The organism is Frankia sp. BMG5.60, assembly GCF_059428125.1.
In genome coordinates this window covers 4,704,268-4,728,538 of sequence record NZ_CM182091.1, presented here as the reverse complement: position 1 = coordinate 4,728,538, position 24,271 = coordinate 4,704,268, and the positions used below count along the sequence as shown (strand labels likewise).

Genomic DNA, 24,271 nt, shown 5'->3' with positions numbered 1-24,271 from the left:
CTGGCCGGCCGTCTCGGTGCTGGCCGGCCGTTTCGGTGCTGGCCGGGACGGCGTCTCGATGTTGGCCGGGACGGTCAGCACGGGATGCTCGCCGTCAGCCGGGTCCCGCCGCCCGACGGGCTGACGATCACCAGGGCGCCGCCGAGTGCCCGGACGCGGTCGGTGAGCCCGGCCAGCCCCCCACCCTCGACCGCGGTGGCGCCGCCCTTGCCGTCGTCGGTGACGTCGATGCGGACGACGCCGACGTCGTGGCGCACCGCGACCCGGGCCCGGCTGGCCCCGGCGTGCTTGACCGTGTTCGTGAGCGCCTCGCAGATCGTGTAGTAGGCGCCCGCCTCGAGGACCGCCTCGAACCGCGCCGCGGGGACGTCCAGTTCGACCTCCACCGGCAGCGCGGCCGTGACGACCTCCAGGGCTGGCAGCAGCCCACCCTGGCTGAGCACGGCCGGATGAATTCCCCGCGCGAGGCTGCGCAGGTCCGCGAGGGCGTGGCGCAGGTCCTCCCGAGCGGCCTCGATGGCGGAGATCGTATCGGGATCGGTTGCCTTCGTCCGGGCGAGACCAAGTCTGGTGGCCAGCGTCAGCAGCCGTTGCTGGGCGCCGTCGTGCAGGTCGCGCTCCAGCCGGCGCCGCTCGTGCAGGCCGGCCTCGACCAGCCGGGCCCGGGAGGCGCGCACGGCGTCGAGCTGCGCGGCCACCGTGGCGTGCAACTGGGCGTTCTCCAGGGCCATGGCGCTCGCGCGCACGGCCGCCTCGACCAGGTCGCGGTTGCGTCGCATGGCCGGCGCGGCGGCGATCACCGCCAGGGGCGCCCCGACCGCGGTCCGCACGGCCATGACCAGCTCCGGCGCGCCGGGCGGCGGCGGGGGCCGGACCGCCCCGTCCGCGTCGACGTGGTGGTCCTCCCCGGGCAGCCACAGGTGGATCTCGGCGGATTCGTCGTGCAGCGCCGCCCGCAGCGCCGCGCGGACCGCCCGCACGTCCGGCGGGGTGGGCAGCGTCGCGAGGAGCTGCGCGATGCGGGCCCGGACGAACACCCGGCGAAGCACCGCCGCCGCGAATGCCAGGGGGATCGTCAGGAGGGTGAGGGAGATGACGACGAACTCGGGCCCGACGTCGCCGTTGCTCGGGTTGTAGACGAAGAAGTTCACCGTCGCCGCGAGGACGAACGCCAGCAGCAACGCGACCGCTACCGGCCGGAAGACCCGCCGGTCCAGCTCGGAGTACCGCCGCAGCCGCCTGCGGACGACGAGCAGGAAGGCGGCGGCGAGCACGAGGGTCAGGCCGTCGAGGATCCAGACCGTGGTGTCGAACGCTCCGTGGCCGATCGGCTCGCCGTACCACCACACGTCGGGGTGCCCGGAGTAGCCGAACCATTCCGGCCGGCCGATACCGATCAGCCCGAGGTTCGCCACCGGAATGACGAGCACCGCGCTGCCCAGCAGCACCCGTTCACCCTTGTTCTGCAGCCGCCCGGTCGGGTAGCGCAGCACGCCCCACCCGAGGCAGACCCAGAAATGGGTGTAGGCGAACGTCGACACGAGGGCGGACGGGCCCGCATCCCAGCTCGCCGTCCATGACAGCGGCCACAGCAGCCCGCCCAGGACCAGCGCCGCGGTGACGCTGCCCAGCGACTCCTCGCCGTTGAGCATGGCGGCGGTGAGCACGAACGCGAGCGCCACGACGACATTGAGGGTCGCGAAAAGCGGACTGTGCCCGAAGGAGGGCCACTGGCAGGCGATCGCACCAGCGGTGACGGCGGAGCCGCCGATTGCCAGACACCATCGGCGGTGGCGGGCGGCGCACGCGGACAGGCGACCGGGCAGACGCGGATGCGGCACGTCAGTCGACGTTATGTAGCCAGGAACTCACCCGACAAGCGTTGCACACGCCGATTGTCGGATTGCGGGTTACCCCCCACTCCCCCGCCAGGAGATCCCCCGGCGAACTGCGGAGCTCTCCCCGAAGTCAGCGAGTGCGCGGCGGTGGAACCTGGGTGGCGCGGATCGGTGTCGTCGGTGGTCGCATCCGGACGCAGGACACCGCACCGTGCGGGGGTCGGCTGCCGCCGGGGGGTGGCCGACCCCTTTTCGTCCTCTTGGCGATGCATCCCCCGAAATCACCCTTTCTCCGGTCCCCCGGCCGAGTACCGTCAGAAGATGGAGACCGAGACGGCGAGCGACGCCGAACTCGCGTCCGCGCTGCGGCTGTCGGTGATGCGCCTTTCCCGACGAATGCGCCAGGAGCGGTCGAGTCAACTCACCCCCACGCAGACGTCCGCGCTGGCGTCGCTGGAGCGCCACGGCCCGATGACTCTCGGGGAGATCGCGGCGCACGAGCGCGTTCAGCCGCCGTCGATGACGCGGGTCATCGCGCATCTCGCGGTCGCCGGGCTGGTCGAGCGCCGCCCGCACCCCACCGACGGGCGGCAGGTGATCGCCGAGGTCACCGCGAAGGGGCGGACGCTGCTCAGCGACGATCGCCGGCGCCGGGACGAGTGGCTGACCGACCGGCTCGCGGCGCTGTCGGCCGAGGAGATCGCCGCCCTGACCCGGGCGGCGCCGATTCTGGACGCCCTCGCCGGCTCGTAGTACTGCAACGGCACTGCCGCGTCACAGCTCGACCCAGCCGCCTCGCTGGCGGGAGGTGCGGGCGGCGGCGATGAGCCGGTTCGCGGTGAGCAGGTCGTGGAAGGTGGCGCCCCGCACCGTCCGCGCGTCGTCGAGTTCGGTGGCCCGCACGACGTCGTAGGTGGCCTCCATCAGTCCGGGCCGGGCGGTCGGCGGGGTGGGCATCAGCAGGTCGCGCACGCCGGCGTCGTCCTGGCGGCGGACGCGGCGGCCCTGGACGACGATGCGCCCGGCGTCCCCACACACCGTGAGGGTGGCGGTGTCCAGATTGCCGCCCATCTGCTCGTTGATCAGTACGGTGGCACCGCTGGCGGAGAGCAGGGCCAGGGTCACGGGCGCGTCGGGCGTCAGCGTGGGGGCGGGCATCGCGGCGGGATCGGCGCAGACCGCCAGGATCTCCCCGCACCAGCGCATCGCGAGATCGATGATCTCGACCCGGCCAGCCGGTCCGGTCGGCGCGCCGACCACGGTCATCTGGGAGAGCCGACCCAGTGACGGGACCGTGGCCGCGACGTGGGTCGCCGCCGGCCAGGCACGCCCGTCCAGGGCCACCACGTGGGCGAGATCGCCCTCCTCGGCCAGGTCGGCGACGGCACGCAGCGTCTCCGCCTCGGCGGTGGCGGGGCCGGCGAGCAGCACGTGCAGGCCGATCTCGGCCGCCCGCCGGGCGACGATGTCCGAGCCGGGCGGTGGGGTCTCCACGCAGACCGCCTCGATGTCGTCCGAGAGCAGGGCCAGCAGGTCGGCGTAGGCGCGGGGAACCCCCGCCTCGGCCGCCCAGGCCAGCGATTCCAGCGGCTCCGGGGCGAGCAGGCCGACGACCGCGACCCCGGCGTCGCGCAGGACCCCGGCCGTCGTGCTGTCGGAGCCGTCGGTGACCAGCGCCATCGCGAGCGGCAGGTCGGGCTGGCGGCGGCGGACGAGCCGCCGCAGTTCTCGCCAGCTCGCGGACAGTGCCGGATCACGCGGTGGCACCAGCTCGGGGAGCGTCGTCACGGCTCTGATAGTGCCCCCGGGTCGCCCGTGGTGGTCGGCGATGGCCCCGATTGTCGCGGAGAGCGGACAGCGTTCCCTCGTGTCAATCAGAATTGACACGCCGCGTGTGTCAACGTAAGTTGACAGCCATGAACATGACCGCCACGAAGCTCGCCGGGGCGGCCTCCGACGACGACCCACGGGTGGGTCTCGCCGCCGTCGCCTCGCTGCGAGCCCTGTTGGAATCACTCGAGGAGCTCCAGGTCGCCAGTGCCCGGCACAAGGGCTGGTCCTGGCAGGAGATCGCCGATGTGCTCGGCGTGAGCCGGCAGGCGGCGCACAAGAAGTACGGGCGTCGGTTCGGAAAGGGGAGGTAGGCGGTGTTCGAGAGGTTCACGCCGCAGTCCCGCGCGGTCGTGCGCGCCGCGACCCGGGTCGCGGCGGCCTTCGAACACGACCGGGTGCACAGCGGCCACCTGCTGTTCGCCATCGTCACCGAGGGCGGCGCTGTGGGGCGTGCCCTGGCCGACCTCGGGCTCGACGAGCCGTCGCTGCGGGCCGAGCTGCACGGTGCCCGGGTGCTCTCACGCGGCGGCCGGGAGGTGGACACCGATGCGCTCGCGGCGATCGGGGTGGACTACGAGGCCATCCGGGCCGCCGCGGACGAGCGGTTCGGCGCCGGCGTGCTCGGGCTGACGATGGTCCGCAAGACCCCGCGGCGGTCCTGGTGGCGGCGGCGTCCGCGCGCCCGCGGGCGGCGCTTCTCGGCCGAGGCGCGGCGGGCGTTGGAACGCTCCGTGCGGCTCGCGGCCACCCGCGGCGAGGGCGACATCACGCCGCTGCACCTGTTGCTGGGGATGCTCGCCGACCGGTTCTCGCTGGCCGCCGGGATCATCGAGCGCCGAGGGAGGAGCCTGGAACAGGTCCGGCTCGCGGCGGCGGCGGTAGCGGACGACGCCGACCCCGGAGCGCGGAGCTGACCGCGCGGCTGTTCGTGGCCGCCGTGCCGCCGGCCGCGGTGACCGATGCGTTGTGTACCGCGGTGCACCGGGCCCGGGGGGCCGCCCCCGACCTGCGCTGGTCGGCGCCAGACCGGTGGCACGTCACCCTTGCCTTCCTCGGCCAGGTGCCGGACGAGCGGCGCGGCGACCTCGACGCCCGGCTCGCGCGGGTGGCGCGGCGGCACGGCCCGATCGACGTCGAGACCGTCGGCGGCGGTCACTTCGGTGACCGGGTGCTGTGGACGGCGGTGCGGCCCCGGTCCGCGGCGGCACAGCCTCGGGGCGCGGGGGCACGGCCTGGGGGTGCGGGGGCACCGCCTGGGGGTGCGGCGGCACGGCCTGAGGGCGCGGCGGTACCGGCCGGGGCGCTTGGGGCGCTCGCGGCCGGCGTGCGGCGGGCGGCCGAGCGGGCCGGCGCCGCCGCCGGGGCGGACGACCGGCCGCTGCGGGCCCACCTGACGCTCGCCCGGGTGCCCGACCGCGGCCACCGCGAGCTCGGCCCGCTCGTCGAGCTGCTGCGCGCCGATGTGGAGCCGCTGCCGTGGACCGTCGACCGGCTGGTCCTGATGCGCAGCGTCGATGCCGGCCCGGGCGCCGCCCCGGTCTACCGGCAGGAGGCGTCCTGGCCGCTCACCGGCCGGTGACGGCCGCTCTCAGGACGCCACGGCCGGGTCGAGCGGGCGGTAGCGGTAGCCCACGCGGCGGACCGTCTCGATCCGGTACCGGTGCTCGGGGCCGAGCTTGCGCCGCAGCCGGGTCACGAGGACGTCGACCGTACGCACGTCCGGGGACGTGGCGTCGTCGGCCTGGTGTCCCCACACCGACGACAGCAGTGCCTGCCGGCTGTGCGCCTGCCCGGGGTGGTGGACGAAGAAGTCCAGCACCTCGAACTCGAGGTAGGTCAACTGCAGCGCCCGGCCGTCCACGGTCGCGAGCCAGGCGGTCCGGTCGATCCACACCCCCGAGCGGGGCGGGGTCTGGGCGGTCGGGCGGTGGTCGGGCCGGGCCGGTGCCGCGGTCGCCCGCGCGTGAGCCGGGGCGGGCGCGGGCTGACGGGGGAGGGTCGCCGCCGTCCCGAGGGGCGTGCGCGGCGGCGTGGTCACCAGGCGCGGCCGGTACGGGAGGGTGGTCGTCTGCGGGGGCATCGCTGGCCTTTCGGTCAGTGGTTCTCCCGGTCGCCGGGAGCTGTGGGCGCGGAGCCGGGTGGGCTTGTGGAGCCGGGTGGGCTTGTGGAGCCGGTTGGGCCTTGGAACCTTGAGCCTTGGAGCCCTGGCGGGCCCTGAAGTCTTGGCGGGCCTTGGAGCCGGGCGGTCCCTGGGCCGGGGCGGGAGTCCTGAGTGGGCGTGGCGGCGGGGCTGCTCCCGTCCCGGTTTCGGTGGGCTCGGGCCAGGGGCTGGACAGCGCTCGGGCACCGCGACGATGGGGCGGCCGAGCAGGTGCGGACCGGGCGTCGATGGTGCCGGGCGTCCTCGCCGGTGGCGTGGAGGGATGTGGTGGCCACCGCGACGACGCGGTGCGCCTGATCGACTACGGGCCCGTGGTGATGACGGCGGGCCTCGGCAGGCCGGGGCCGGACCTCACGGGGCCGGAAACCGCACTGGGCCGGAGTCCGGAGCCCTTGCGGCGGCTCCGGTCGGCCCGCAGGCGTGGGCACCGGTGGTGCGGTTGGCGGCCGCCCGTCAGACAGCCGGACAGGCAGCCGAGGCGACGCGGAGCAGATCGATATGGCTCCGGGTGACCAGGATCAGCCGCTTCAACACAAGAGCAACGGAAGCACACTGCTCCGGTCGCCGCCAAGAGAATAAAAGTGTGACTTGATTCACATGATGGTATGAGATGTATCGAATGGGTGGCGGCGGGGGCGTGGGACCCCAGGTCCGCGCGGTCGGCCGGCGGTTGGGTGAAGGTTTCCGGGCGGGCGGATCGTGTCCGCATCCATCCGATTAGGAGGGTTTCGGCCGGAATCTCGCGAGTCGCGCCGACGGTCGAGCGAAGTCGATTTTTCCGGTGGGGAAGCCGGGAATATACTGGCAGATCATTCGGCACCCGCTGGTCGGGGACGCGAAGTGGCCGAGAACAGGAGATCTCATGGCGCTGCCTGATTTCCTCGTGATCGGTGCGCCGGACGCGGGGATGGAGGTCCTCCTCGCCGATCTGCGCCGCTGCCCGGCCGTCTTTCTCCCCGGCACCGCTCTCACCCCGCCGACCGCGCTTGGTCCGCCCGGCGATCCGGACTCGGATGCCGGGGGAACGGCGCAAGGCGGCGCAGGAGCATCGGGCCTGGATGCGGCGCGTCGTCGGGCGCGGTTCGAGGCCCTGGTGGACCCCGCGCCCGCGGGCGTCCTGTGCGGCGTGAGTGCCCCGTACCACCTGGCGGACTTCACGGCGCTGCGGCACCTGCACGAGGTGCTGCCCTACGTGCGGCTCATCGCCCTGCTGCGGGACCCGGCGGCGCGGGCCCACGCGCACTGGCTGCGGATGCGTTCGTCCGGCCTGGAGCCCATCGCCGACTTCGAGGGCGCCCTGGCGGCGGAGGCGGAGCGGGCCTGCGCCCCCTCGTCCTGGCCGTGGCGGTATCTGGCCCTGGGCCGGTACGGGGCCCAGGTGCAGCGCCTGTACACCCTCTTCGCGCGCCAGCAGGTGCTCCTCGTGCCCTACCCCGAGCTGAGCGCAGATCCGGCGATCGCGCTGGGGCGGGTCTACCGCTTCCTCGGCCTCGGCCGCCACCGCGGCCCCGCCGGTGCCGACCGCGCGGACCATCCCGCCGAGGTCCTGGTCGAGCATTGCCGCGACCCGGTCGGCCCGTGGTGCGCCGAGCCGGCGGCGGCTGCGGCGGCTGCGGCCCGGCGGCTCGATCCGGCCGTGGCCGCGCGGCTGCACGCCGGTTTCGGCGCCGATCTCGACCTGCTCGATCAGGTGACGGGACGGCGCTGGGCGCTCGGTCCGTCCCCGGACTGATCCCTGCGGGGACCTGTTGCCGGCCGGGGCGGGTCGGCGCCCAGCGCCGCCGGGTCAGCGGGAACCCTGGGTGAGGGCGACCGAATCGGGCACCCGGACGGCCTCGGGCACGGTGAGTGGGATGACGCCCTGGATCTGAGCGATCACGTAGTGGGCCGACATCATCGCCCCCTCCTGCCAACCGGGCAGCGGGGAGCTCTGGTCACCCAGCACGTAGAAACGCCCGTCTCCCTCGGGCTGGAGAAGCTGCTTGTAGGCCCGCATGTGGTCGGGGTTCCCCGGATCCCAGGCGGCCCAGCCGCCGAGCTGGTACGGCACCTTGTGCCAGGCGATCGTGATGCCCTTCGTGGTGGGAACGACGCCCTCGTCGGTGAACTGCGGGTGCAGTTCCGCCGCCCCGGCCCGGGCCTGCGCCAACCGCTCCGGCGGTGCCAGGTCGCCGAACTTCGCAGCCACGCCGGCGAAGTTGTAGGCGCCGGTCACGGTGCCTGCCGCCGAGAAGTAGTCGTTGCTCGGATACCAGAGCTGGGTGATCGGATGATTCGTCCAGCTGATCCCGCCGTAGATCTGGTCGGCGTCGCTCTCCCAGAAACGCTCCTCGGCCTGCCAGCCGACCTTGCAGGTGTTCGCGAACTCGACGGCCCTGATCGCCGCGTCGAACTCGGCGGAGAAGTTCGTCGAGATTCCCCGCAGTACCGGCAACGGGATACTGCTCACGCAGTAGTCCGCGACCAGCGTCCGCGGTTGGCCGTCGCGCCGGTATTCGACGGCCACCTTACCCTCGTCGAGCAGCCGAATCGTGGTGACCTCGGAGTTCAGCTCGACGACCTCGCCGAATTCACTGCGGAGTTTCCGGTCGAAGGCGCTTACTATGCGATCCATGCCGCCGACCGGCTGGAACATCGTGGCCTGCCACAGATAATCCACCGGCTGGTAGAAGCTGTGCCGCCAGAATCCCGACTCCAGCAGATCCTGGAGGGGGATCGGCGGCGCCGGGCGGGGAAAGTCGTGGACGTCGGGGTCCTCGAGGTACCCGGAGCGGGTGGAGCCGTCGTAGCTGTGGTCGTCCGCCAGCGAACCGAACACCCGCAGCAGGTCCAGCAGTTCCCCGGTGCCGGCGTCCCGTCGTACGAGCGTCCTGGCGAGCATTGCCGCGAGGTGCCCGCGGGTGTCGTTGGCGACCTGCCGGTTGCGCCACCGGACGACCCGACCGTCGGCGAGGTGGATGACGTCCGCCGTCGTTTCCATGATGTACGGCTCGAGGCCGACGCCGAACGCGCGGCAGTAGTCGAGCACCCGGCGGTGGTGATAGGGGATGCGGCCGGGGCCCAGGTTGAGGTAGAGCCCGTCGTCGAAGGAGCACCGGTGGGTGGTGACCGGCTCGCCGGTCGGGCCGAGCTCGCGGAGCACGTCGCCGCCGCGGGCGGTGCGGTTGCGGCCGCCTGCACGGTCCGACGCTTCCAGCACGGTGCACCGGTAGCCCAGCCGGCCGAGTTCGTACGCCGCGGTCAACCCGGCGACCCCGGCGCCGAGGACGGCGACGGTGGCGCCCGCCCGGGGCGCCGGGGGCAGCTCGAGCGAGCCCGTCCAGCCTGTCGCCTCCGGCCCACCCTGGCCGATCATCGCCTCGCGCAGTGCGTCGGCGGCACTTCGCGCGGTCACGGGAGTCGTCCCCGGTCGGCGTCGCGCATGGTTTACCCACCTGCCTTCATCGTCGTCCGGTGTCTGGTACTCGTCCGGTGTCTGGTACTCGTCTGGTGACCGGTACTCGTCCGCGGTCGTGAGCGGGCCCGCCCCGTCCGCCGGCCGGAGCCGGCCGGCGGACGGGACCCGGCGTCACCCGGTGAAACCGAGGTCGATGACCTGGTAGAAGCCCTTGGCGGTGTCGGCGATCTCCCAGACGCTGAGCAGGACGTGGTAGCCCTGCCGCTGCGGCAGCACGATCGTGTGGCGGGTCGGGTTCTCCGGCAGGAGGTCGTCGGCCGACCAGTAGGGCTGCCCGCTGTTCTGGACCTGATGGATGGGGTTCGGCTCGAACTGGGCCCGGCTCAGCGGGGCGTTCGGATCCCAGCCCTCCCGGGTCAGGAAGTAGTTCCACCGCCGCGTCTTGTGGGGGGCGTGGAAACTCCAGTTGATGGTGAGCCGCTGGCCGGCGGCGACGGAGTGCTTCTGCCAGTCCGATCCCGGCTTGTCCAGTTCGGCGGCATAGTCCTGGCCGGCGCTGGCAATCTTCCCGTCGGCGGGCGGGGCATCGTTCCGGACATCGTCCGGCGCATACGGGTCAGCCAGCCCTGCCTGCGTCTCCGGGAAGAACTTGCCTGATTCCAGGCCGGCGGACTGCCATTCGGCAAGATATATGTGCGCGCGGGAGGCCGGTTCGGAGACCGTACCGTGCCGCGGCGCCACTTTGCTCTGAGTCATGGTGTAACGGTAGCGTCGGACCTCTTGGTTTGCATTCCCGAAACACGGGAAAGAGTCGGCCTTCCGTGATGATTTTTTGAAACTCGACCGAGTCATTTAAGGAGTTTTCCGCGGAAAGCCCCGGACCGGGATCGTGTGCCGCGTTCCGGTCGAGCGGGGGCGTCCCGGCAGCCCCGGCCCGCGGGCGGCGGGTACCGTCTGGCGGGATGAGTGCGTCAGCGAACAGCGACCCCGCCGGGGGCGTCGCCGCCGGGCCGGTCTCGACCGACCCGCCGGCGCCCCAGCCGCTGCCCTACGACGGCGTCGTCTCCGTCGCCGTCGGCACGGTGCTGTGGGCCGTCGCCGCGCTGGTCATGCTGGTGTTTCTGGACGACCTGCGCGACGACGGCCACCTGTGGTGGCTGGCCACCGCGATCTGCGGCTTCGGGCTCGGGCTCGCCGGGCTGTGGATCGTGATCCGCCGCCGCAACCGGCTGCGGGGCCGGCAGGGGTAGCTGGCCCACGCCGGCCCACGCCGGCTCACGTCTCGTCGAGATCGTCCTCCGCCGCGCGGAAGGCTGCGCCCGCCGGGTCGCGCAGCTCCGCGGCGAACGCGTGCCGCCGATCCCACTGGCCGCCCCGCCAGGCCAGCGCCCGGGCCAGCGCGTCCGGACCGGCGTCGGCATCGACGTGCACCTCGCCGCCGATCCCGCCGAGCACCCGCCACGGCACCCTCGTCGGCCGGCCGGTCAGGTCCTCGACCAGCAGCGGGCGGTGCACGCGGTACGGGGTGCCGTCCGGGGCCCGCCGCAGCTCGCCGTCCGGGCCGTCCAGGCCCCACTCGGTGGCGGCGCCCCCGGCCCCGTCGGCCGCGATCTCGCAGGGCGCGATCTCCGCGGCCAGCGGCACCCCGAGGACGTGGGCGACCTCGGCCGCGCGGTCCAGCGGCAGCCGCAGCGCGCCCCGGCCGGTGCCCAGCAGGCCCAGCAGGTCGGGCGCGTCCACGACGACGGCCTGCCCGCTCGGCACGACCCCCTCGGGTGTCCGCACGGTCAGCGGCGGGTCGAACCGCTCCCCGCCCGCGGACCGGTCCGGTACCGCGAGCACCCGGGCCATGGCGTCGACCGCGGCGATGTAGAGCGTCCGCGCCGCTGGCCAGGGGACGTCCCGGTCGGCGTCGCCCAGCCGGTCGAGCAGATCCATGACCGCGCCGAGGTCGCCGAGGACGTCGTCGAGGGTGAGCCGGGCGCCGAGGTGGCGCAGGAACTCGTCATCGACGCCGGCCAGCGGGGCGGCGGGGGCGAACAGACCGGCGAGCAGCGGATCGGCGGCGGGAAGCAGCAGCTCGCGCGGCGGCAGCACCCGGCCGGTGCCCGCCACGGGCAGCACCGCATGCCGCGCCAGCCACCACCGGGTGTACGACGGTTCCGGGGCGAACACGGCCTCGCGCAGCGGCGGGCGGGCCAGCTCGGCGAGCGCCTCTGGCCAGGCCGCCGGGTCGACGAGTTCGAGGTCGCGCACCGCGACGAACACCCCGATCATGGCCGGCGCGGGCGGTCCTCCTGCCGGCGGACGGCGCAGGTTCGCCGAGCCCCCCGGCGCGCCACCATGATCGTCCGCTGCGACGTCGTCGACCCAGATGTCGCTGTCGTCGAGATCGAGCAGGATCTGCTCGTCGGCGTCGAGCGGCAGGTCATAGGTGCGAAGCACGCCGAACGAGTGCAGCACGCCGACCCGCTCCAGCACCTGCGCGGGCCACGCCCGGGCGACCTCGGGCGAAAGCGTCGAGAACGGAGCGTCCTGCGCCAGCACGCGGTCCAGCGGGCCCCCCTCGACGAGCAGCTCCCCGGCGGGGGTGAACTCGCCGTCGGCGGCCGGCAGCAGCAGGTCCTCGAGCCAGCCGAGCTCCGCCGGGTGCTCCTCGCCCGCGTCACGGACCAGGGCGAGCACGGCGGCGGCCAGCGCCAGCAGGTCGTCGGGGTGGTCGTCCGGCTCGGCGTCGAGCACCGCCTCGCGTACCGCCGGATCGCGCAGCACCCCGGCCGGCGTGCCCTCCAGGGCGCCCAGCGTGCGCAGCGCGTCCCGAGCGCCGCCGGCGCAGGCGTCGGGATGGACCACCCGCAGCGGCAGCCCCGAGCGCACCAGGGCAACGATGTCCAGATCGGCGGTGGGCAGCAGGGTGCCTCGCGGGCCGGTGACCATACGGGTCCGCAGGCCGCCGTCACCGGTAGGCCCCGCAGCCGCGGGGGCGGCCAGCGCGTCGGCCGCGTCGGGCCCGTCCGCGCCGACCTCGGCGAGCGGCACCGGCAGCGCCCCCAGGGCGTCCCGGTCCGGCGCTGCGACCAGCAGCGGGTAGAGCCGTCCCCACCAGTCCGGCGGGCGGGAGACTCCGGACAGCATCTCGACCAGCGCGGCGCTGTCCACCCGCCGGACGCCGAGCAGGTCCAGTGCGGTGCGCCACCGACGGGCGGCGTATGCCGCCGGAAGCAGGCCCGCCACCAGCTCCGCCCCGCCCGCACCCGGATCCGTATCCGCACCCGGACCGCCCGCGGCGATCGGATCGGCCGGGTTGGCGGTGTGGGCCGGGTTGGCGGTGTGGGCCGGGTTGGCGGTGTGGGCCGAGTTGGCGGTGTCGGCCGGGCCGGCGGGATTGATCTGGCTGGCGGGGTCGGCCGGGGGGCCGGGGGCGCGCAGCAGCTCGGTCACGGCGTCGGTGGCGGGGCCGAGGTCGGCCACGGAGCAGTCCCGGCCACTCAGGGCGCCGGGGAACAGCGCCGAGTCGGGAAGTAGCCGTAGCAGGGACTCGCGCAGCCGTCCGTCGACCTCGCCGAGGGGGAGCCCCGTCGGGATCAGGGTCAGGGCGGCCAGCGGATCGGGCGGCTGCCCGCCTGGCCCGGCCCGCCCGACCGGTGCGGACTGCTCGCCGGGGCCGCCGCCGGCCTGCGCCTGGTTGCCGGGCTCCAGCCCGGTGCCAAGGTATTCGGCCAGGACCACGGCGGCCGCAGCCAGCTCGTCGGTCAGTCGATCACGCAACGGGCCGCCGACGGTGTGCCGTCGGGACGGATCCAGCGGCAGCTCGACGCTGGCCAGGACCGGCAGCGACAGCAGCTCGTCGGTGGGCTGCGGCGCCCGCAGCACCCGGGCCACGCTGTCCGGCCACCCGCCGTCGCGGACCATCACCCGGGCGGTGAAACCGGTCCGTCCCCGTTCCTCGACCGGGCGGTCGGCGAGCAGCGCGGCGGGGATCACACCGCTGCGCGCGATCCCGCGCCACCGCTCGCCGTTCAGGTCGGCTATCTCGACGCGTTCGGTGACCGGATCGCCGGCCGGCCCGGCGCTGCCCGCCGGTGCCGCATCCCGCTCGCCGTCCCGGCCGCCGCGCAGCCAGTGACAGGTGACGGTCCGCACGGCGCCGTCCACGTCGACGACGATCTCGCCCGGGCCGCCGAGCACCAGCGGCAGGGTGGGATCGAGCCCGGCCAGCAGCTCCCGCGCGAGCGCCGCCGCGGCGCCGTCGCGCAACGGGAGCCGGACGACGGTGTCGTAGCCCTCGGGCGGCGGCCCGGCGGTGATCGTGAACGGCAGCCGGAGGATCGGCACGGCGCCCTCGCGCCGGGCGAGCTCCTGGCCCAGACGCACCGCCTGACCGCCGCCGTTGCCGCCGACGCCGTCGGGAACATCGAGGAGTGAGCCGGGATTCGTTGCGTCGCGATTCGTTACGTCGCCGCTGATTACGTCACCATCGTTCGGTGCGGTGGCCGGCGCGGCGAGGGCCGTCACCGCCTCGATCACCCGGGTTCTCGACCAGGCCACGCCGGTCGCCAGCGGGTCCGGTCCGCCGCGGGAGACGATCGCGGGTTCGTCCGTCACCGCGAGGACCGAGGCGAATCCGGCGCCGAACCGGCCCACGGAGGCGCTGTCACGTTTGGCCGAGGCCCGCAGGGTCGACAGCGCCTCGACACCGGCGGCCGACAGCGCCGCCCCGGTGTTGGCGATCTCCAGCAGGCCGCCGGGCCCGGCATCCGGCGCGGTGGCGTCGGTGCTCAGCCGGAGGAGCACCCGTGCCGGCACGCCGGCCTCGCCCGCGGCGTCGACCGCGTTCTGCAGCAGCTCCACCACGAGACGGTCGTGGTAGGCGCCGAGGGCGGCGTCCTCCTCCGCGTTGGCGTCCTCCCGGAAGCGGGCCGGCGAGGCGACCCAGGCGTCCAGCACCCGCCGCCGGATCGCTGCGGTCCCGTACACGTCTGCCGCAGCATGTGCGGCGGTCACTGACACCCGCCCATCCTCGTCTTCCCGCGCCGCCCACGGCGGGAGCGGGTTGGCCCGGATCGCGCGCGGCGCAGTGGCCGGGCCGTCACTCGGGCCGTCGCCGCTCGGGCTGGCATCGCTCGGCCAGGCCTGGCATCGCTCGGGCTGGCATCGCTCGGGCTGGCATCGCTCGGGCCGGCGCCGACCGGGCAGGATGGGGCGATGCCTCCCCGAACCCGTCGCCGGGACGCCGCGGCGGCGCTGCCCGAGCTCGCCGCGGCCGTCGTGCCCCAGTGGGAGCGCGTCGCCGGTGCCGTGGCCGATCTGCCGGACGCCGCGTTCGCCGCGCCGAGCGTGTTACCCGGTTGGACGGTCGGAGAGCTGGTCATGCACGTCGGTCGATCCGCGACCGCGCTGTCGCTGGCCCTCGCCCCGTTCGCCGCGGACGGGCCGGCCACGGCGCCCGCAACCGCACCGCGGCTCGTCTCGGCAGCCGACTATCTCACCGGCACCGGGGCACGGGCGGAGGCGATCGCGGGCACCGCCCGGGCCCTGGCGGCGCAGACCGGTCCGGCCGGGACGCGCGCGGGGCTGGCGGGCGAGGTGTCGGCGGCGGCGGCCGCGCTGGCGCGGGTCACCGACGGCGACCCGGTGGTCGCGACCCCGGGTGGCCCGATGCTGCTGACCGAGTTCCTGCGCACCCGGGCGGTGGAGGCGGTGGTGCACGGGCTCGACCTCGGCGTCGAGCCGTTGCGGCCGGCGTTGAAGGTGGTGACGAGGCTGTTCGCCGAGCTGTTCGTCCACCGGGTGCCCGGGCACACGGTGGAGCTGCGTGTGCCCCCCTTCGCCGCCATCCAGGTGGTCGAGGGGCCCCGGCACACCCGCGGCACCCCGCCGAACGTCGTCGAGGCCGGGCCGGTCGCGTTCGTCCTGCTCTGCGCGGGACGGCTGGCGTGGGACGACGCCGTGGCCGACGGGCGGATCTCCGCCAGCGGCGAGCGGGCCGATCTGAGCGGTCACCTGCCCCTGTTGTGACGGAGGGGTGAGGCGCGGGGGAGGCTGCGGGGTAAGGAGCCGGCACGCGAGGCAAGGGCCGATGTGCGTCGTCGCTGCTAGCGTGGAGAGAGGTAGCTGCCGGTCGAGGCGGTGGCCGGAACCGGTCCGCCACGTCTCGTCACGAGTGAGGACGGGCCGGCGTGGACGCGGTCCCGCGTGTAACCCTCCGCATTTCTCCGGTGTCCCTGACCAGTCGAGGAGTCCTGGTGCCAGACGTCGCCGCCCGCATTGGCGCCACCCCCGCAGCGGGGTCCGAGCTGTCTGATGATCCCGGTCCCCGGGATGCCTGCGGAGTCTTCGGCGTCTGGGCGCCCGGTGAGGACGTGGCGAACCTGGCCTACTACGGGCTGTACGCCCTGCAGCACCGCGGCCAGGAGGCGGCCGGCATCGCGGTCGGCGACGGCCGGACGGTCGTGGTGTTCAAGGAGCTCGGGCTCGTCGCGCAGGTCTTCGACGAGATCACCCTGTCCAGCCTGAGCGGCCACGTTGCGGTGGGGCACACCCGGTACTCGACGACCGGCTCCTCCACCTGGGAGAACGCCCAGCCGTCCTACCGCACGGCCAGCTTCGGCGGCCCGATCGCGCTCGGCCACAACGGCAACCTCACCAACATCGTCGAACTTGCGCGAGGGCTCGGCGCCGGGCGGGACCGGCTGCGCGCGACCACCGACTCCGACCTCATCACCGCGATGCTCGCCGACCATCCGGGGCCCACCCTCGCCGACGCGGCGATGGCCGTGCTGCCCCGGCTCGCCGGCGCCTTCTCGCTGGTCTTCTCGGACGCCTCGACCCTCTACGCGGCCCGCGACCCGCACGGCATCCACCCCCTCGTCCTCGGCCGGCTCGACGACCATCCGGCCGGGGCGTGGATCGTCGCCAGCGAGACGGCCGCGCTCGACATCGTCGGCGCGACCTTCGTCCGCGAGGTCCAGCCCGGCGAGATGATCGTCATCGACGCCGCCGGCGTGCGGTCGCGCACCTTCGCCGAGGCGAATCCGCACGGCTGCCTGTTCGAGTACGTCTACCTCGCCCGCCCGGACACGGCGATCGCCGGCCGTTCGGTGCACGCCACCCGGGTCGACGTGGGCCGCCAGCTCGCCCGCGAGGCGCCCGTCGAGGCGGATCTCGTCATCCCGGTGCCGCAGTCCGGGGTGCCCGCCGCCGTCGGCTACGCGGAGCAGTCCGGCATCCCGTTCGGGGAGGGGTTGGTCAAGAACTCCTACGTGGGTCGCACCTTCATCCAGCCGTCGCAGACGATCCGCCAGCGCGGGATCCGGCTCAAGCTGAACCCGCTGCGCGACGTCATCGAGGGCCGCCGCCTGGTCGTCGTGGACGACTCGATCGTGCGCGGGAACACACAGCGGGCGCTGGTCCGGATGCTGCGCGAGGCCGGTGCCGCCGAGGTCCACATCCGGATCTCCTCACCCCCGGTGCGCTGGCCGTGCTTCTACGGCATCGACTTCGCCACCCGCGACGAGCTCATCGCCAGCGACGCCGGCGTCGAGGAGATCCGCGCCTCGCTCGGCGCGGACTCGCTGGCCTACGTCTCCCTGGAGGGCCTGGTCGCCGCGTCCCACCAGCCGGCCGAGTCCCTCTGCCGGGCGTGCTTCGACGGCGTCTACCCGGTGCCGCTGACCGAGTCGGACAAGCTTGGCAAGCACCGCCTGGAGCCGATGGCCGGCGCGCAGACGACCGCGGACATGATCGCCGAGGCGATGCGCCGGGAGGTGACGCTCGGCATGAACGGGGGCGATCCGTCCCCGGACGGCCACGACGACGTCGACCTGGCCGACGGCGCCGACCTGGCTGTCAGCGCCGACCTGGCTGTCAGCGCCGACTTGGCCGACGACGTCGACCTGGCTGTCACCGCCGACCTGGCCGACGGCGCCGAACCGGTGTCCCGCACGGTCGACGGCCCGCCGACCCGAGGGGAGAACGGTCGGGCGCCCGTGCCCGGCTTGGACCCGCCGTCGGCGGCGGAGCGCCGCGGCGCGCACCGGCCCGAGCCGGCCGGGGCGAGGCCGGCATGAACGGCGCCGAGCGGAGCACGGCCGAGGCGGCCACCCCGGCCTCGACGGCCGCTCCCATGTCGACGAGCGCCCCGACGTCATCGGGCACTCCGACGTCATCGGGCACTCCGACGTCATCGGGCACTCCGACGCCCGCGAGCGCCTCGTACCGGGCCGCGGGGGTCGACGTGGCCGCGGGGGACCGGGCTGTCGAGCTGATGCGCGGGCACGTCTCGCGGGCGACGCGGCCCGAGGTGGTCGGCTCGCTGGGTGGGTTCGCCGGCCTGTTCGCCCTGGACACGGCGCGCTACCGGCGCCCGCTGCTCGCCTCGTCCACGGACGGCGTGGGCACCAAGATCGCCCTCGCCCGCGCCCTCGACACGCACGACACGGTCGGCATCGACCTGGTCGCCATGGTGGTCGACGATCTCGTTGTCTGCGGCGCCGAGCCGCTCTTCCTGCTCGACTACATCGCCTGCGGGGCCCTGGTACCCGCGCGGATCGCCGAGATCGTCTCGGGGATCGCGGCCGGCTGCGAGCAGGCCGGCGCGGCGCTGGTCGGCGGCGAGACCGCGGAGCATCCCGGGCTCATGGGTAGCGACGACTACGACCTGGCCGCGACGGGGGTCGGGGTCGTGGAGGCCGACGGCGTGCTCGGGCCGGAGCGGGTCCGGCCCGGGGACGTGGTGGTCGCGATGGCATCATCCGGCATCCACTCCAACGGCTTTTCGCTCGTACGGCACATCTTGTTCGGTCCCGTCGATTCTGGCCAGCCTGGTGGGGTCTCCGAAACCGCTGCGGCGGGTCTGAGGGCATACGTCCCCTCGCTGGGGGACACACTCGGCCGGTCCCTGCTTACCCCGACCCGCATCTACGCGAAGGACTGTCTGGCCCTGGCGGCGGCGGTGGAGGTGCACGCCTTCGCCCACATCACCGGCGGCGGCCTCGCCGCGAACATCGCCCGCGTGATCCCCGCCGGCCTGGTGGCGACCCTCGACCGCGCGTCCTGGACGGTCCCCCCGATCTTCGGCCTGCTCGCTGAGCGCGGCGCGGTGGCCCAGGCGGACATGGAGAGCACCTTCAACCAGGGCATCGGCATGGTCGCGGTGCTGCCGGCCGGCGTCGTCCCCGAGGCGCTCGCGCTGCTCACGGAGCGCGAGGTGCCCTCGTGGGTCGTCGGCGAGATAGGTGCCGCGGCCGACGAGTCCTATCCCGGCGGTGAGCCCGGCGAGGACAGGGTGGCCGGGGTGCGGGGCGCGGCGGAGGCCGGCGAGACGAGGACGGACGCTACGCCGCCGGCCCGGGCCCGGCTGGTCGGGCGGCACCCGGCCTGAGCTGCTCGCAGGCGGGCGTCGCCCGGCCTGAGCCGGTCGCGAAGGCGGGTGCGGCGTCCGGCCCGGACGCCGCACCCGCCGGAGCGGGTCTCCGGTGAGTGTCCGCCGGCCAGAGCCCCCCGCGCGTGTCGCTACGGGCGAGGCGCCTGCGAGCATGGCTGTGGGCGCTGTGGCCGAGGTGCGCGCCAGCGCGGCCCGGCCGGACAGCACCAACGCTGGCGCCATCGGTCTGCGATGCCTCCGACTGCGGTGCGATCGGCCTTCAGCTATCAGTCTGCGCGATACGCCCGCCCATGCGAGGACGGCTCGCGTGCCGACGACTTCGTGCCCGACGCGGAGCGCGCCACGACGACGGGGCGCGTGCGGAAGCGACGCTGCGCTTCTCGGCCGCGTACCGAGGATGGGCACGGCAGTCAGCGTCATCGCGCGTGCACGGAGGCAGCACGACATGCGGTGGATGCCCGGACCGAAGCCCGGGCCGCCACCATCGGCGACGACCGCCGGGGTGAGCCTGCCGCGGCGGGACGGCTACCGACGTGACGCTATGTCAGCGGGAGGAACGGCGGTCGTCCTCGTCATCTGCGTAAGCGTCGTATCCGTAATCGTCATCTACGTACGCGTCGTCGCTGTTGTTCTCGCGCGTCGAGCCCGCGCCCAGATCCGCCTTCAATCGGTCGAGATCCATATTGGGCGAGTTGTACTTGAGCTCGCGGGCGACTTTCGTCTGCTTGGCCTTAGCTCGGCCGCGCCCCATGGCTCGACCCCCTCGAACATGACGACGGGGACCCGCCCCGGTGCTCTCACTGTCTCGTGCTTCCCGAGACTACAGGGACCGGAGGCTTCTCGGCACGCCAACCCGACAGTTGCCTGTCCTCGGACAAGATCTCCACGATCGGAATCGCTCCGTGAAGCCTGCTGTCCGGTGGGGCCGATCGGGGAATCGGGGCCGCTCACCGGCTCGCGGGCGGCCCGACTCGCCGCGTCGCGATGTGCGCACCGTCACATTCTCTCGATCGTCCTGACCTGCGCGGACGTGCCGTGACCCGGCGCCCGGGTCCAGGCCGGGTCACTCGCCGCAGGCGCGCGTCACTCGGCGCAGCGTGTATGACTCAGCGCAGCAGGAGCCCTCGTAGCCGGCCCACCTCGGCCATCCGGCGCTCGGCGAGCCGTTCGGCTGCCTCCGCCGGCGTCACGCCCTCGTCCTCGGCGAGGCGGAGGACCTCGGCGGTGGTATCGAAGATCCGTGCCGCCCGGGCCCGGGCCCGCTCCGGCGAGTACCCCTCGATCTCGTCGGCGACCTGGATGAGTCCGCCGGCGTTGACGACGAAGTCGGGCGCGTAGAGCACCCCGGCATCGGCGAGCCGTTGGCCGATCTCGGGCGTGGCGAGCTGGTTGTTGGCCCCGCCGCAGACGATCTCCGCGCGCAGCCGGCCGATCGTCTCGGCGCCCAGCACCCCGCCGAGCGCGCACGGCGAGTAGACGTCGAGGTCGAGATCGAACAGCTCGTCGGGGTCGGCCGCGGTCTGCGCGGTCGGGAACTCGGCGCGCAGCCGGGCCAGGGCCGCCGGGTCGACGTCCGAGACGATCACCGAGGCGCCGTCCGCCACCAGGTGCCCGACGAGGCGGCGGCCGACCTTGCCGACGCCGCTGATCCCCACCCGGCGCCCGGCGAGGTCCGCAGTCCCCCACCGGTGCCGGGCGGCGGCGCGCATGCCCTCGAAGACTCCGTAGGCGGTCAGCACGCCGGAGTCGCCCGACCCGCCATGGGCCGGCGAGCGCCCGGTCACCCAGCGCGTCTCGCGGGCGATGACGTCCATGTCGTCGACATAGGTGCCGACGTCGCAGGCGGTGATGTAGCGCCCGCCGAGGGAGGCGATGTGGCGGCCGAAGGCGCGCAGCAACGGCTCGGACTTGTCGCGGGCGGGGTCCCCGATGATGACCGCCTTACCGCCACCGAAGTCCAGACCCGCGCAGGCGGCCTTGTAGGCCATCGCCCGGGACAGTGCCAGGGCGTCGGCGAGCGCGTCGTCGTCGGCGGCGTAGGGGTGGAAGCGGGTGCCTCCGAGGGAGGGGCCCAGCGCGGTCGAGTAGACCGCGATGATCGCGCGAAGCCCGGCATGCCGGTCCGAGCACAGCAGCACCTGTTCGTGGTCGCGAACGGCACCGAACAACGCTGTCATGGTGCACCTCCTGGGGGACGGACCCGGCTGGAGACCCGGACCGTCGCGGCGCCGTCCGCCAGGCGGACCTGTGGGTCGGTGGCCGGCTGGGCGCGGGCGGCGGGGTAGGCCGGGTCCTGGCGAACCCTACGGCCCCGGTAGCGCGCACGGCTTGCGTGCGGACGTGCCAGGATCGAGCCATGCCAGGTTCCAGGGCATCCGCGTGGGTGTCGTCCGCGGCGCTGCGGCGTCTGACGGGGCTCGCCCCGCGGCGTGGGTGGCACGCCGCCCGCGCGTGGCCGGGGCCCGGGCCGGACGCGGTCTGTGGGAGCTGAGATGGCTGTCGTCTCGCCCGCGGCGTACCTGCGCGTGTACGAGCCGCTCGCGGCGTTTCCGGCCGCCGAGCGCGGGCGCTGGCAGCGGTATGCGGCCGCGGGGCCACCGTCCCGGCGGGCCGGCTCGCGCCGGGAGCGCGCCGTAGCCCTGGTCGCGACCATCCGGCCGACCCTCGACGTGGCCGACGAGTCGGCGTTCGTGCAGTGGATCGACGGGTTGATGTTCGTCTGCCCGTGGTCGACCCAGTTGCGGGTGTGGCAGGCGGCGCTGGAGTTTCGCGGCCTGATGCCCGAGCGCGTCGCCGAGGCGTTCCTGCCGCGGCGGATCACCGAGCCGGCCGAGATCGAGCTGGACCGCTGGAAGGCCCGCCGGCCGAGCCTGAAGGTCCACGTCCAGACGTGTACCTGGATGGTCCCGCCGCCGTGGTTTCTGCTGTTCGACCCGGCCGAGCGGTCGTTGGTGACCGGGGACACCGCCGAGCGGTCGATGATCTACCGGACGACGATGAGCCTGGCCCGGCGCCGGGCGAACCGCGCCGTGGAGGCGGTGGAGACCCTGCGGGGGGGTTCGAGTGAAGCCCCCGCGGTCGAGGGCATCGGTGATCTGGCCCGTTGGCTGGGGTCCTTCCATCCGCAGAGCAGGGTCGAACTGGACTACGACGGGCTAGTTGACCTGCTCGACGATGACATGCTTCGGCGCGACAGCTCGGTAGAGGACATCGTCGAGGCTGTCAGCGCGTTACGCCGTGGGCGAACAGACCTAGCGGTCGAAGCCTACGAACGGGTCCTGATGAGGTGGAGACCCTTGCAGGCGCGGGAATCCGCAAGCTGATCGACGCATTCCGTTAACCGAGAGTCGCCGTCCGCTTCGGACGAGCTGTGACTAGTCAGCAGATGGTCCTGACGTGCCATGTCCGAAATGCCCCCGAAGGATGCACGATCTGTATGGGACGGAGCGACGCTCTGTGACGGGAGGCCAACACAATGACGACACGAACGCCGGACGCCGAGCCGCTGCTGACGCCCGCCGAGGTAGCCACGATGTTTCGGGTTGACCCGAAGACCGTGACCCGGTGGGCGAAGGCCGGCAAGCTGACGTCGATTCGGACCCTTGGTGGGCACCGCCGGTACCGGGAGGCCGAAGTGCGTGCCCTGCTGAAGGGGGTCCCGAGCATCGGAGGCGACATCTAGATCGCGCTGACCTGGCGTGTAGCCGGAAGCACCTCCTTTCCCTCGTCCGGGCGGCACTCGCCGCTAGTGCGAGGGTGTCGGTGGTCCGAGGTCGTGGAACAGGGCCGAAGGTCCGCAAGGCAGTCCGTTCGGTTGAGAACGAGGCAGGCCGGCCGGTCCGGGCCCCCACCTTGGGGCCACGCGACGTAAAGGAAGTGTGAAGATCCGAATGCCGGGCTGCCCGGCCGGCGGGGAGGCCGCCGGGCGGGGTCCGGTTCGCGTCGACGTCCGCGTCAAGGGCCACCTGAGCACCGGGAGGGCGCAGGGTGGACCTGTTGGGGAACCGGCGGACGGCCTGATGGGCCGTCCGCCGGCCTCGGCGCACGCGACGACGACGTCGGACGGGGCCGCCGCGGCCCGGCGGCGCTGCACCGACTGCGGCGTGGCGTACCGCTGCCGTGCACCGACCGCCGCGTTCACCGAACGATGACCGGCACCCGCCGTCTGGTCCGTCCAGGCGGTGTGGGGTCGGGCGAGGGGCAGCACCATGGACCGTGACCGCCCCCAGGGCTGGGTGGTTCGTTCGACCGTGCCCGGGTTCCTGCCCGGCGTCAGCGCGTTCCGGTTCACGAACAGCTTCGACGTCCAGCCGCTGTTGGCGCTGCGGCTGCCCGGCATGCCCTGGGTCCTCGGGATCGGTGACGCCAGCCGTGGCCTGTGCGGCGGCATGATCTTCGCGGTGCGCGACCTGTTCGAGGCCGGCCTCGCCGTGCCACCCGACGCCGAGCCGCCCCGGCGGGGCTCCCCGCTGTACGGCTATCTCGTGCGCCGGCTGCTGGCGAGCTTCGACCTGCCTCGCGGCGTCGCCCGCTACTACGGGCTCATGCGGGCCGCCGACGCCTACCCGCGACCGCACCGCGGGGTCGCTTGGTTGCCCGGCACAAGCCGGCCGGACCGCCGCGGCTCTACCTCTGACCCCCGCGGCTCCATTACTGACCCCCGCGGCTCCGCCTCTGACAGTCCCGGCTCTGTCCCCAACCGTCCCGGGTCTGCTCTGGGACGGCCCGGCAGCGCGCTGGGCCGCCTTGGTGTCGGACGGCGCAGCCTCGCCGACGAGTGGCCGCGGATCCGGCTCGATCTCGACTCCGGACGGCTCGCCCCGATCGGCGTCATCACCGTCCACTCGGCGGACCCTCTGCAACTCGGCCTGAACCACCAGGTCCTCGCCTACGCCTACACCCAGGTCGACACGGCGGTGACCCTGCGCGTCTACGACCCGAACACGCCCCTGGAGCGGGCCGACGACGTCACGATGTCCTTCGACCTCGCCGACGGTGGCGGTGGCGGTGGGTCCGACGGTCCCGGAGGTGGCGCGCAAACCGTGCGTATCTCCCACTCGATCGCGATCGGCGGCCGGCCGGTGCGAGCGTTCTTCCACTCCCGCTACCGCTGGGCCGACCCGCGCCCGGCCCTGCGCGCTCACGCCGCCGGCATCGGCTGACCGGACTGGCGCGGACGGGTTTGTCGGCCGCCCTGGCCATCCCCTATGCTTGCAGTGCTTCAGACGATCGACGATGTGGCTGAGCGGCTGCTCCGCCACGGCAGTGGTCGTCACCGCGCCCCCATCGTCTAGCGGCCCAGGACGTCGCCCTTTCAAGGCGGTAGCACGGGTTCGAATCCCGTTGGGGGCACCAGAGTGTAGCTAATCAAATACGGAATGTAGATAGCTGCCGATAATTCACCGGTTTCTGGTGACACCGTGGGATCCGTCAGAGGAATTCTCGCTACGTTGCGTGGCTGGCGGCTTGTTCGCGCCTCGCGCTACCCAGCAACAACATGCACGGGTTCGAAGTCCACTGTTGCGCGAATTCAAACCCCTGTGGCCGGAACCGCTTAACATGCCGTCCAGTCCGTGCGACACCGCGTCCGCGAAGCGGCACATCTCACGGGCTCCGAACGGGGCCCTGCCAAGCAGCCAGACGCCTGCACAGGCGGC

The 24,271-nt window shown here is 73.7% G+C and carries 20 protein-coding genes and 1 tRNA gene; 13 read left to right on the top strand and 8 right to left on the bottom strand.

Features of this window, described 5'->3' with window-relative positions; genetic code table 11:
• Positions 1-74: 74 nt before the first annotated feature.
• A complete protein-coding gene (locus AC5R91_RS19445) occupies positions 75-1,682 on the bottom strand; it encodes a sensor histidine kinase (protein WP_495392761.1) in 1,608 nt (535 codons plus the stop codon).
• Between the two features lie 477 nt (positions 1,683-2,159).
• Between AC5R91_RS19445 and AC5R91_RS19440 the strand changes: the two genes are divergently transcribed.
• Positions 2,160-2,591 (top strand): MarR family winged helix-turn-helix transcriptional regulator, encoded by a 432-nt coding sequence (locus AC5R91_RS19440; protein ID WP_044885462.1) that lies wholly within the window; start codon positions 2,160-2,162, stop codon positions 2,589-2,591.
• 21 nt (positions 2,592-2,612) lie between these two features.
• Here AC5R91_RS19440 and AC5R91_RS19435 read toward each other — a convergent pair whose 3' ends face one another.
• A complete protein-coding gene (locus tag AC5R91_RS19435; RefSeq protein WP_495392760.1) occupies positions 2,613-3,626 on the bottom strand; it encodes a Gfo/Idh/MocA family oxidoreductase in 1,014 nt (337 codons plus the stop codon).
• A 128-nt stretch (positions 3,627-3,754) separates the two neighbouring features.
• Between AC5R91_RS19435 and AC5R91_RS19430 the strand changes: the two genes are divergently transcribed.
• Genes AC5R91_RS19430 through AC5R91_RS19420 form a run of 3 tightly spaced genes read left to right on the top strand, consistent with a single transcriptional unit; the run spans position 3,755 to position 5,250 of the window.
• Positions 3,755-3,982, top strand: coding sequence for a helix-turn-helix transcriptional regulator (locus AC5R91_RS19430; protein WP_009741358.1), 228 nt, complete (start codon positions 3,755-3,757; stop codon positions 3,980-3,982).
• Positions 3,983-3,985: 3 nt separating this feature from the next.
• On the top strand, positions 3,986-4,585 hold the full coding sequence (locus AC5R91_RS19425; protein ID WP_495392759.1) for a Clp protease N-terminal domain-containing protein: 600 nt from the start codon (positions 3,986-3,988) through the stop codon (positions 4,583-4,585).
• Between the two features lie 14 nt (positions 4,586-4,599).
• Positions 4,600-5,250, top strand: a complete 651-nt coding sequence (locus AC5R91_RS19420; protein WP_495392758.1) for a 2'-5' RNA ligase family protein — start codon at positions 4,600-4,602, stop codon at positions 5,248-5,250.
• A gap of 9 nt (positions 5,251-5,259) precedes the next feature.
• Here the strand turns inward: AC5R91_RS19420 and AC5R91_RS19415 are convergent, their stop codons facing one another.
• The gene (locus tag AC5R91_RS19415; RefSeq protein ID WP_495392757.1) at positions 5,260-5,751 is read right to left on the bottom strand and encodes a winged helix-turn-helix domain-containing protein; all 492 of its coding nucleotides are present in this window, start codon (positions 5,749-5,751) and stop codon (positions 5,260-5,262) included.
• Positions 5,752-6,694: 943 nt separating this feature from the next.
• On the opposite strand from AC5R91_RS19415, the gene AC5R91_RS19410 reads away from it, so the two are divergent.
• Positions 6,695-7,564, top strand: coding sequence for a sulfotransferase (locus AC5R91_RS19410; protein WP_495392756.1), 870 nt, complete (start codon positions 6,695-6,697; stop codon positions 7,562-7,564).
• Between the two features lie 54 nt (positions 7,565-7,618).
• Here the strand turns inward: AC5R91_RS19410 and AC5R91_RS19405 are convergent, their stop codons facing one another.
• Together AC5R91_RS19405 and AC5R91_RS19400 are read right to left on the bottom strand one after the other, a co-directional pair.
• Positions 7,619-9,226: a flavin monoamine oxidase family protein gene (locus AC5R91_RS19405; protein WP_495392755.1), complete on the bottom strand. Its 1,608-nt coding sequence runs from the start codon at positions 9,224-9,226 to the stop codon at positions 7,619-7,621.
• A 174-nt stretch (positions 9,227-9,400) separates the two neighbouring features.
• Positions 9,401-9,985 (bottom strand): lytic polysaccharide monooxygenase auxiliary activity family 9 protein, encoded by a 585-nt coding sequence (locus AC5R91_RS19400; protein WP_495392754.1) that lies wholly within the window; start codon positions 9,983-9,985, stop codon positions 9,401-9,403.
• Between the two features lie 206 nt (positions 9,986-10,191).
• On the opposite strand from AC5R91_RS19400, the gene AC5R91_RS19395 reads away from it, so the two are divergent.
• Positions 10,192-10,479 (top strand): DUF2530 domain-containing protein, encoded by a 288-nt coding sequence (locus tag AC5R91_RS19395; protein ID WP_495392753.1) that lies wholly within the window; start codon positions 10,192-10,194, stop codon positions 10,477-10,479.
• A gap of 25 nt (positions 10,480-10,504) precedes the next feature.
• Here AC5R91_RS19395 and AC5R91_RS19390 read toward each other — a convergent pair whose 3' ends face one another.
• Positions 10,505-14,239: a sacsin N-terminal ATP-binding-like domain-containing protein gene (locus AC5R91_RS19390; RefSeq protein WP_495392752.1), complete on the bottom strand. Its 3,735-nt coding sequence runs from the start codon at positions 14,237-14,239 to the stop codon at positions 10,505-10,507.
• 195 nt (positions 14,240-14,434) lie between these two features.
• Here AC5R91_RS19390 and AC5R91_RS19385 point away from each other — a divergent pair, with 195 nt between their 5' ends.
• The 3 genes from AC5R91_RS19385 (at position 14,435) to purM (ending at position 18,611) form a co-directional block, all read left to right on the top strand.
• On the top strand, positions 14,435-15,247 hold the full coding sequence (locus tag AC5R91_RS19385) for a sterol carrier family protein (protein ID WP_495392751.1): 813 nt from the start codon (positions 14,435-14,437) through the stop codon (positions 15,245-15,247).
• 227 nt (positions 15,248-15,474) lie between these two features.
• Positions 15,475-17,298, top strand: a complete 1,824-nt coding sequence (gene purF / locus AC5R91_RS19380) for an amidophosphoribosyltransferase (RefSeq protein ID WP_495392750.1) — start codon at positions 15,475-15,477, stop codon at positions 17,296-17,298.
• Between the two features lie 56 nt (positions 17,299-17,354).
• The gene (gene purM, locus AC5R91_RS19375; RefSeq protein ID WP_495398005.1) at positions 17,355-18,611 is read left to right on the top strand and encodes a phosphoribosylformylglycinamidine cyclo-ligase; all 1,257 of its coding nucleotides are present in this window, start codon (positions 17,355-17,357) and stop codon (positions 18,609-18,611) included.
• A 547-nt stretch (positions 18,612-19,158) separates the two neighbouring features.
• On the opposite strand, the gene AC5R91_RS19370 is transcribed toward purM, so the two are convergent.
• Positions 19,159-19,365: a DUF3073 domain-containing protein gene (locus AC5R91_RS19370; RefSeq protein ID WP_011601395.1), complete on the bottom strand. Its 207-nt coding sequence runs from the start codon at positions 19,363-19,365 to the stop codon at positions 19,159-19,161.
• Between the two features lie 355 nt (positions 19,366-19,720).
• Positions 19,721-20,791: a Leu/Phe/Val dehydrogenase gene (locus AC5R91_RS19365; RefSeq protein WP_495392749.1), complete on the bottom strand. Its 1,071-nt coding sequence runs from the start codon at positions 20,789-20,791 to the stop codon at positions 19,721-19,723.
• Between the two features lie 315 nt (positions 20,792-21,106).
• Between AC5R91_RS19365 and AC5R91_RS19360 the strand changes: the two genes are divergently transcribed.
• From AC5R91_RS19360 to AC5R91_RS19345, 4 genes are all read left to right on the top strand, one after another.
• Positions 21,107-21,937, top strand: a complete 831-nt coding sequence (locus AC5R91_RS19360) for a DUF8083 family protein (protein ID WP_495392748.1) — start codon at positions 21,107-21,109, stop codon at positions 21,935-21,937.
• A gap of 152 nt (positions 21,938-22,089) precedes the next feature.
• A complete protein-coding gene (bldC, locus tag AC5R91_RS19355; protein ID WP_009741343.1) occupies positions 22,090-22,296 on the top strand; it encodes a developmental transcriptional regulator BldC in 207 nt (68 codons plus the stop codon).
• 526 nt (positions 22,297-22,822) lie between these two features.
• On the top strand, positions 22,823-23,776 hold the full coding sequence (locus tag AC5R91_RS19350; RefSeq protein WP_495392747.1) for a hypothetical protein: 954 nt from the start codon (positions 22,823-22,825) through the stop codon (positions 23,774-23,776).
• Between the two features lie 117 nt (positions 23,777-23,893).
• Positions 23,894-23,969, top strand: a tRNA-Glu gene (locus AC5R91_RS19345).
• Positions 23,970-24,271: the final 302 nt, after the last annotated feature.

What these genes read in the sequence shown, in the direction of transcription:
- AC5R91_RS19415 (WP_495392757.1), bottom strand. Translation starts at nt 5,751, where the DNA reads ATGCCCCCGCAGACGACCACCCTCCCGTACCGGCCGCGCCTGGTGACC.
- bldC (WP_009741343.1), top strand. Translation starts at nt 22,090, where the DNA reads ATGACGACACGAACGCCGGACGCCGAGCCGCTGCTGACGCCCGCCGAG.
- AC5R91_RS19400 (WP_495392754.1), bottom strand. Translation starts at nt 9,985, where the DNA reads ATGACTCAGAGCAAAGTGGCGCCGCGGCACGGTACGGTCTCCGAACCG.
- AC5R91_RS19360 (WP_495392748.1), top strand. Translation starts at nt 21,107, where the DNA reads ATGGCTGTCGTCTCGCCCGCGGCGTACCTGCGCGTGTACGAGCCGCTC.
- AC5R91_RS19440 (WP_044885462.1), top strand. Translation starts at nt 2,160, where the DNA reads ATGGAGACCGAGACGGCGAGCGACGCCGAACTCGCGTCCGCGCTGCGG.
- AC5R91_RS19430 (WP_009741358.1), top strand. Translation starts at nt 3,755, where the DNA reads ATGAACATGACCGCCACGAAGCTCGCCGGGGCGGCCTCCGACGACGAC.
- purM (WP_495398005.1), top strand. Translation starts at nt 17,355, where the DNA reads ATGTCGACGAGCGCCCCGACGTCATCGGGCACTCCGACGTCATCGGGC.
- AC5R91_RS19410 (WP_495392756.1), top strand. Translation starts at nt 6,695, where the DNA reads ATGGCGCTGCCTGATTTCCTCGTGATCGGTGCGCCGGACGCGGGGATG.
- AC5R91_RS19350 (WP_495392747.1), top strand. Translation starts at nt 22,823, where the DNA reads ATGGACCGTGACCGCCCCCAGGGCTGGGTGGTTCGTTCGACCGTGCCC.
- AC5R91_RS19370 (WP_011601395.1), bottom strand. Translation starts at nt 19,365, where the DNA reads ATGGGGCGCGGCCGAGCTAAGGCCAAGCAGACGAAAGTCGCCCGCGAG.
- AC5R91_RS19385 (WP_495392751.1), top strand. Translation starts at nt 14,435, where the DNA reads ATGCCTCCCCGAACCCGTCGCCGGGACGCCGCGGCGGCGCTGCCCGAG.
- AC5R91_RS19365 (WP_495392749.1), bottom strand. Translation starts at nt 20,791, where the DNA reads ATGACAGCGTTGTTCGGTGCCGTTCGCGACCACGAACAGGTGCTGCTG.
- AC5R91_RS19395 (WP_495392753.1), top strand. Translation starts at nt 10,192, where the DNA reads ATGAGTGCGTCAGCGAACAGCGACCCCGCCGGGGGCGTCGCCGCCGGG.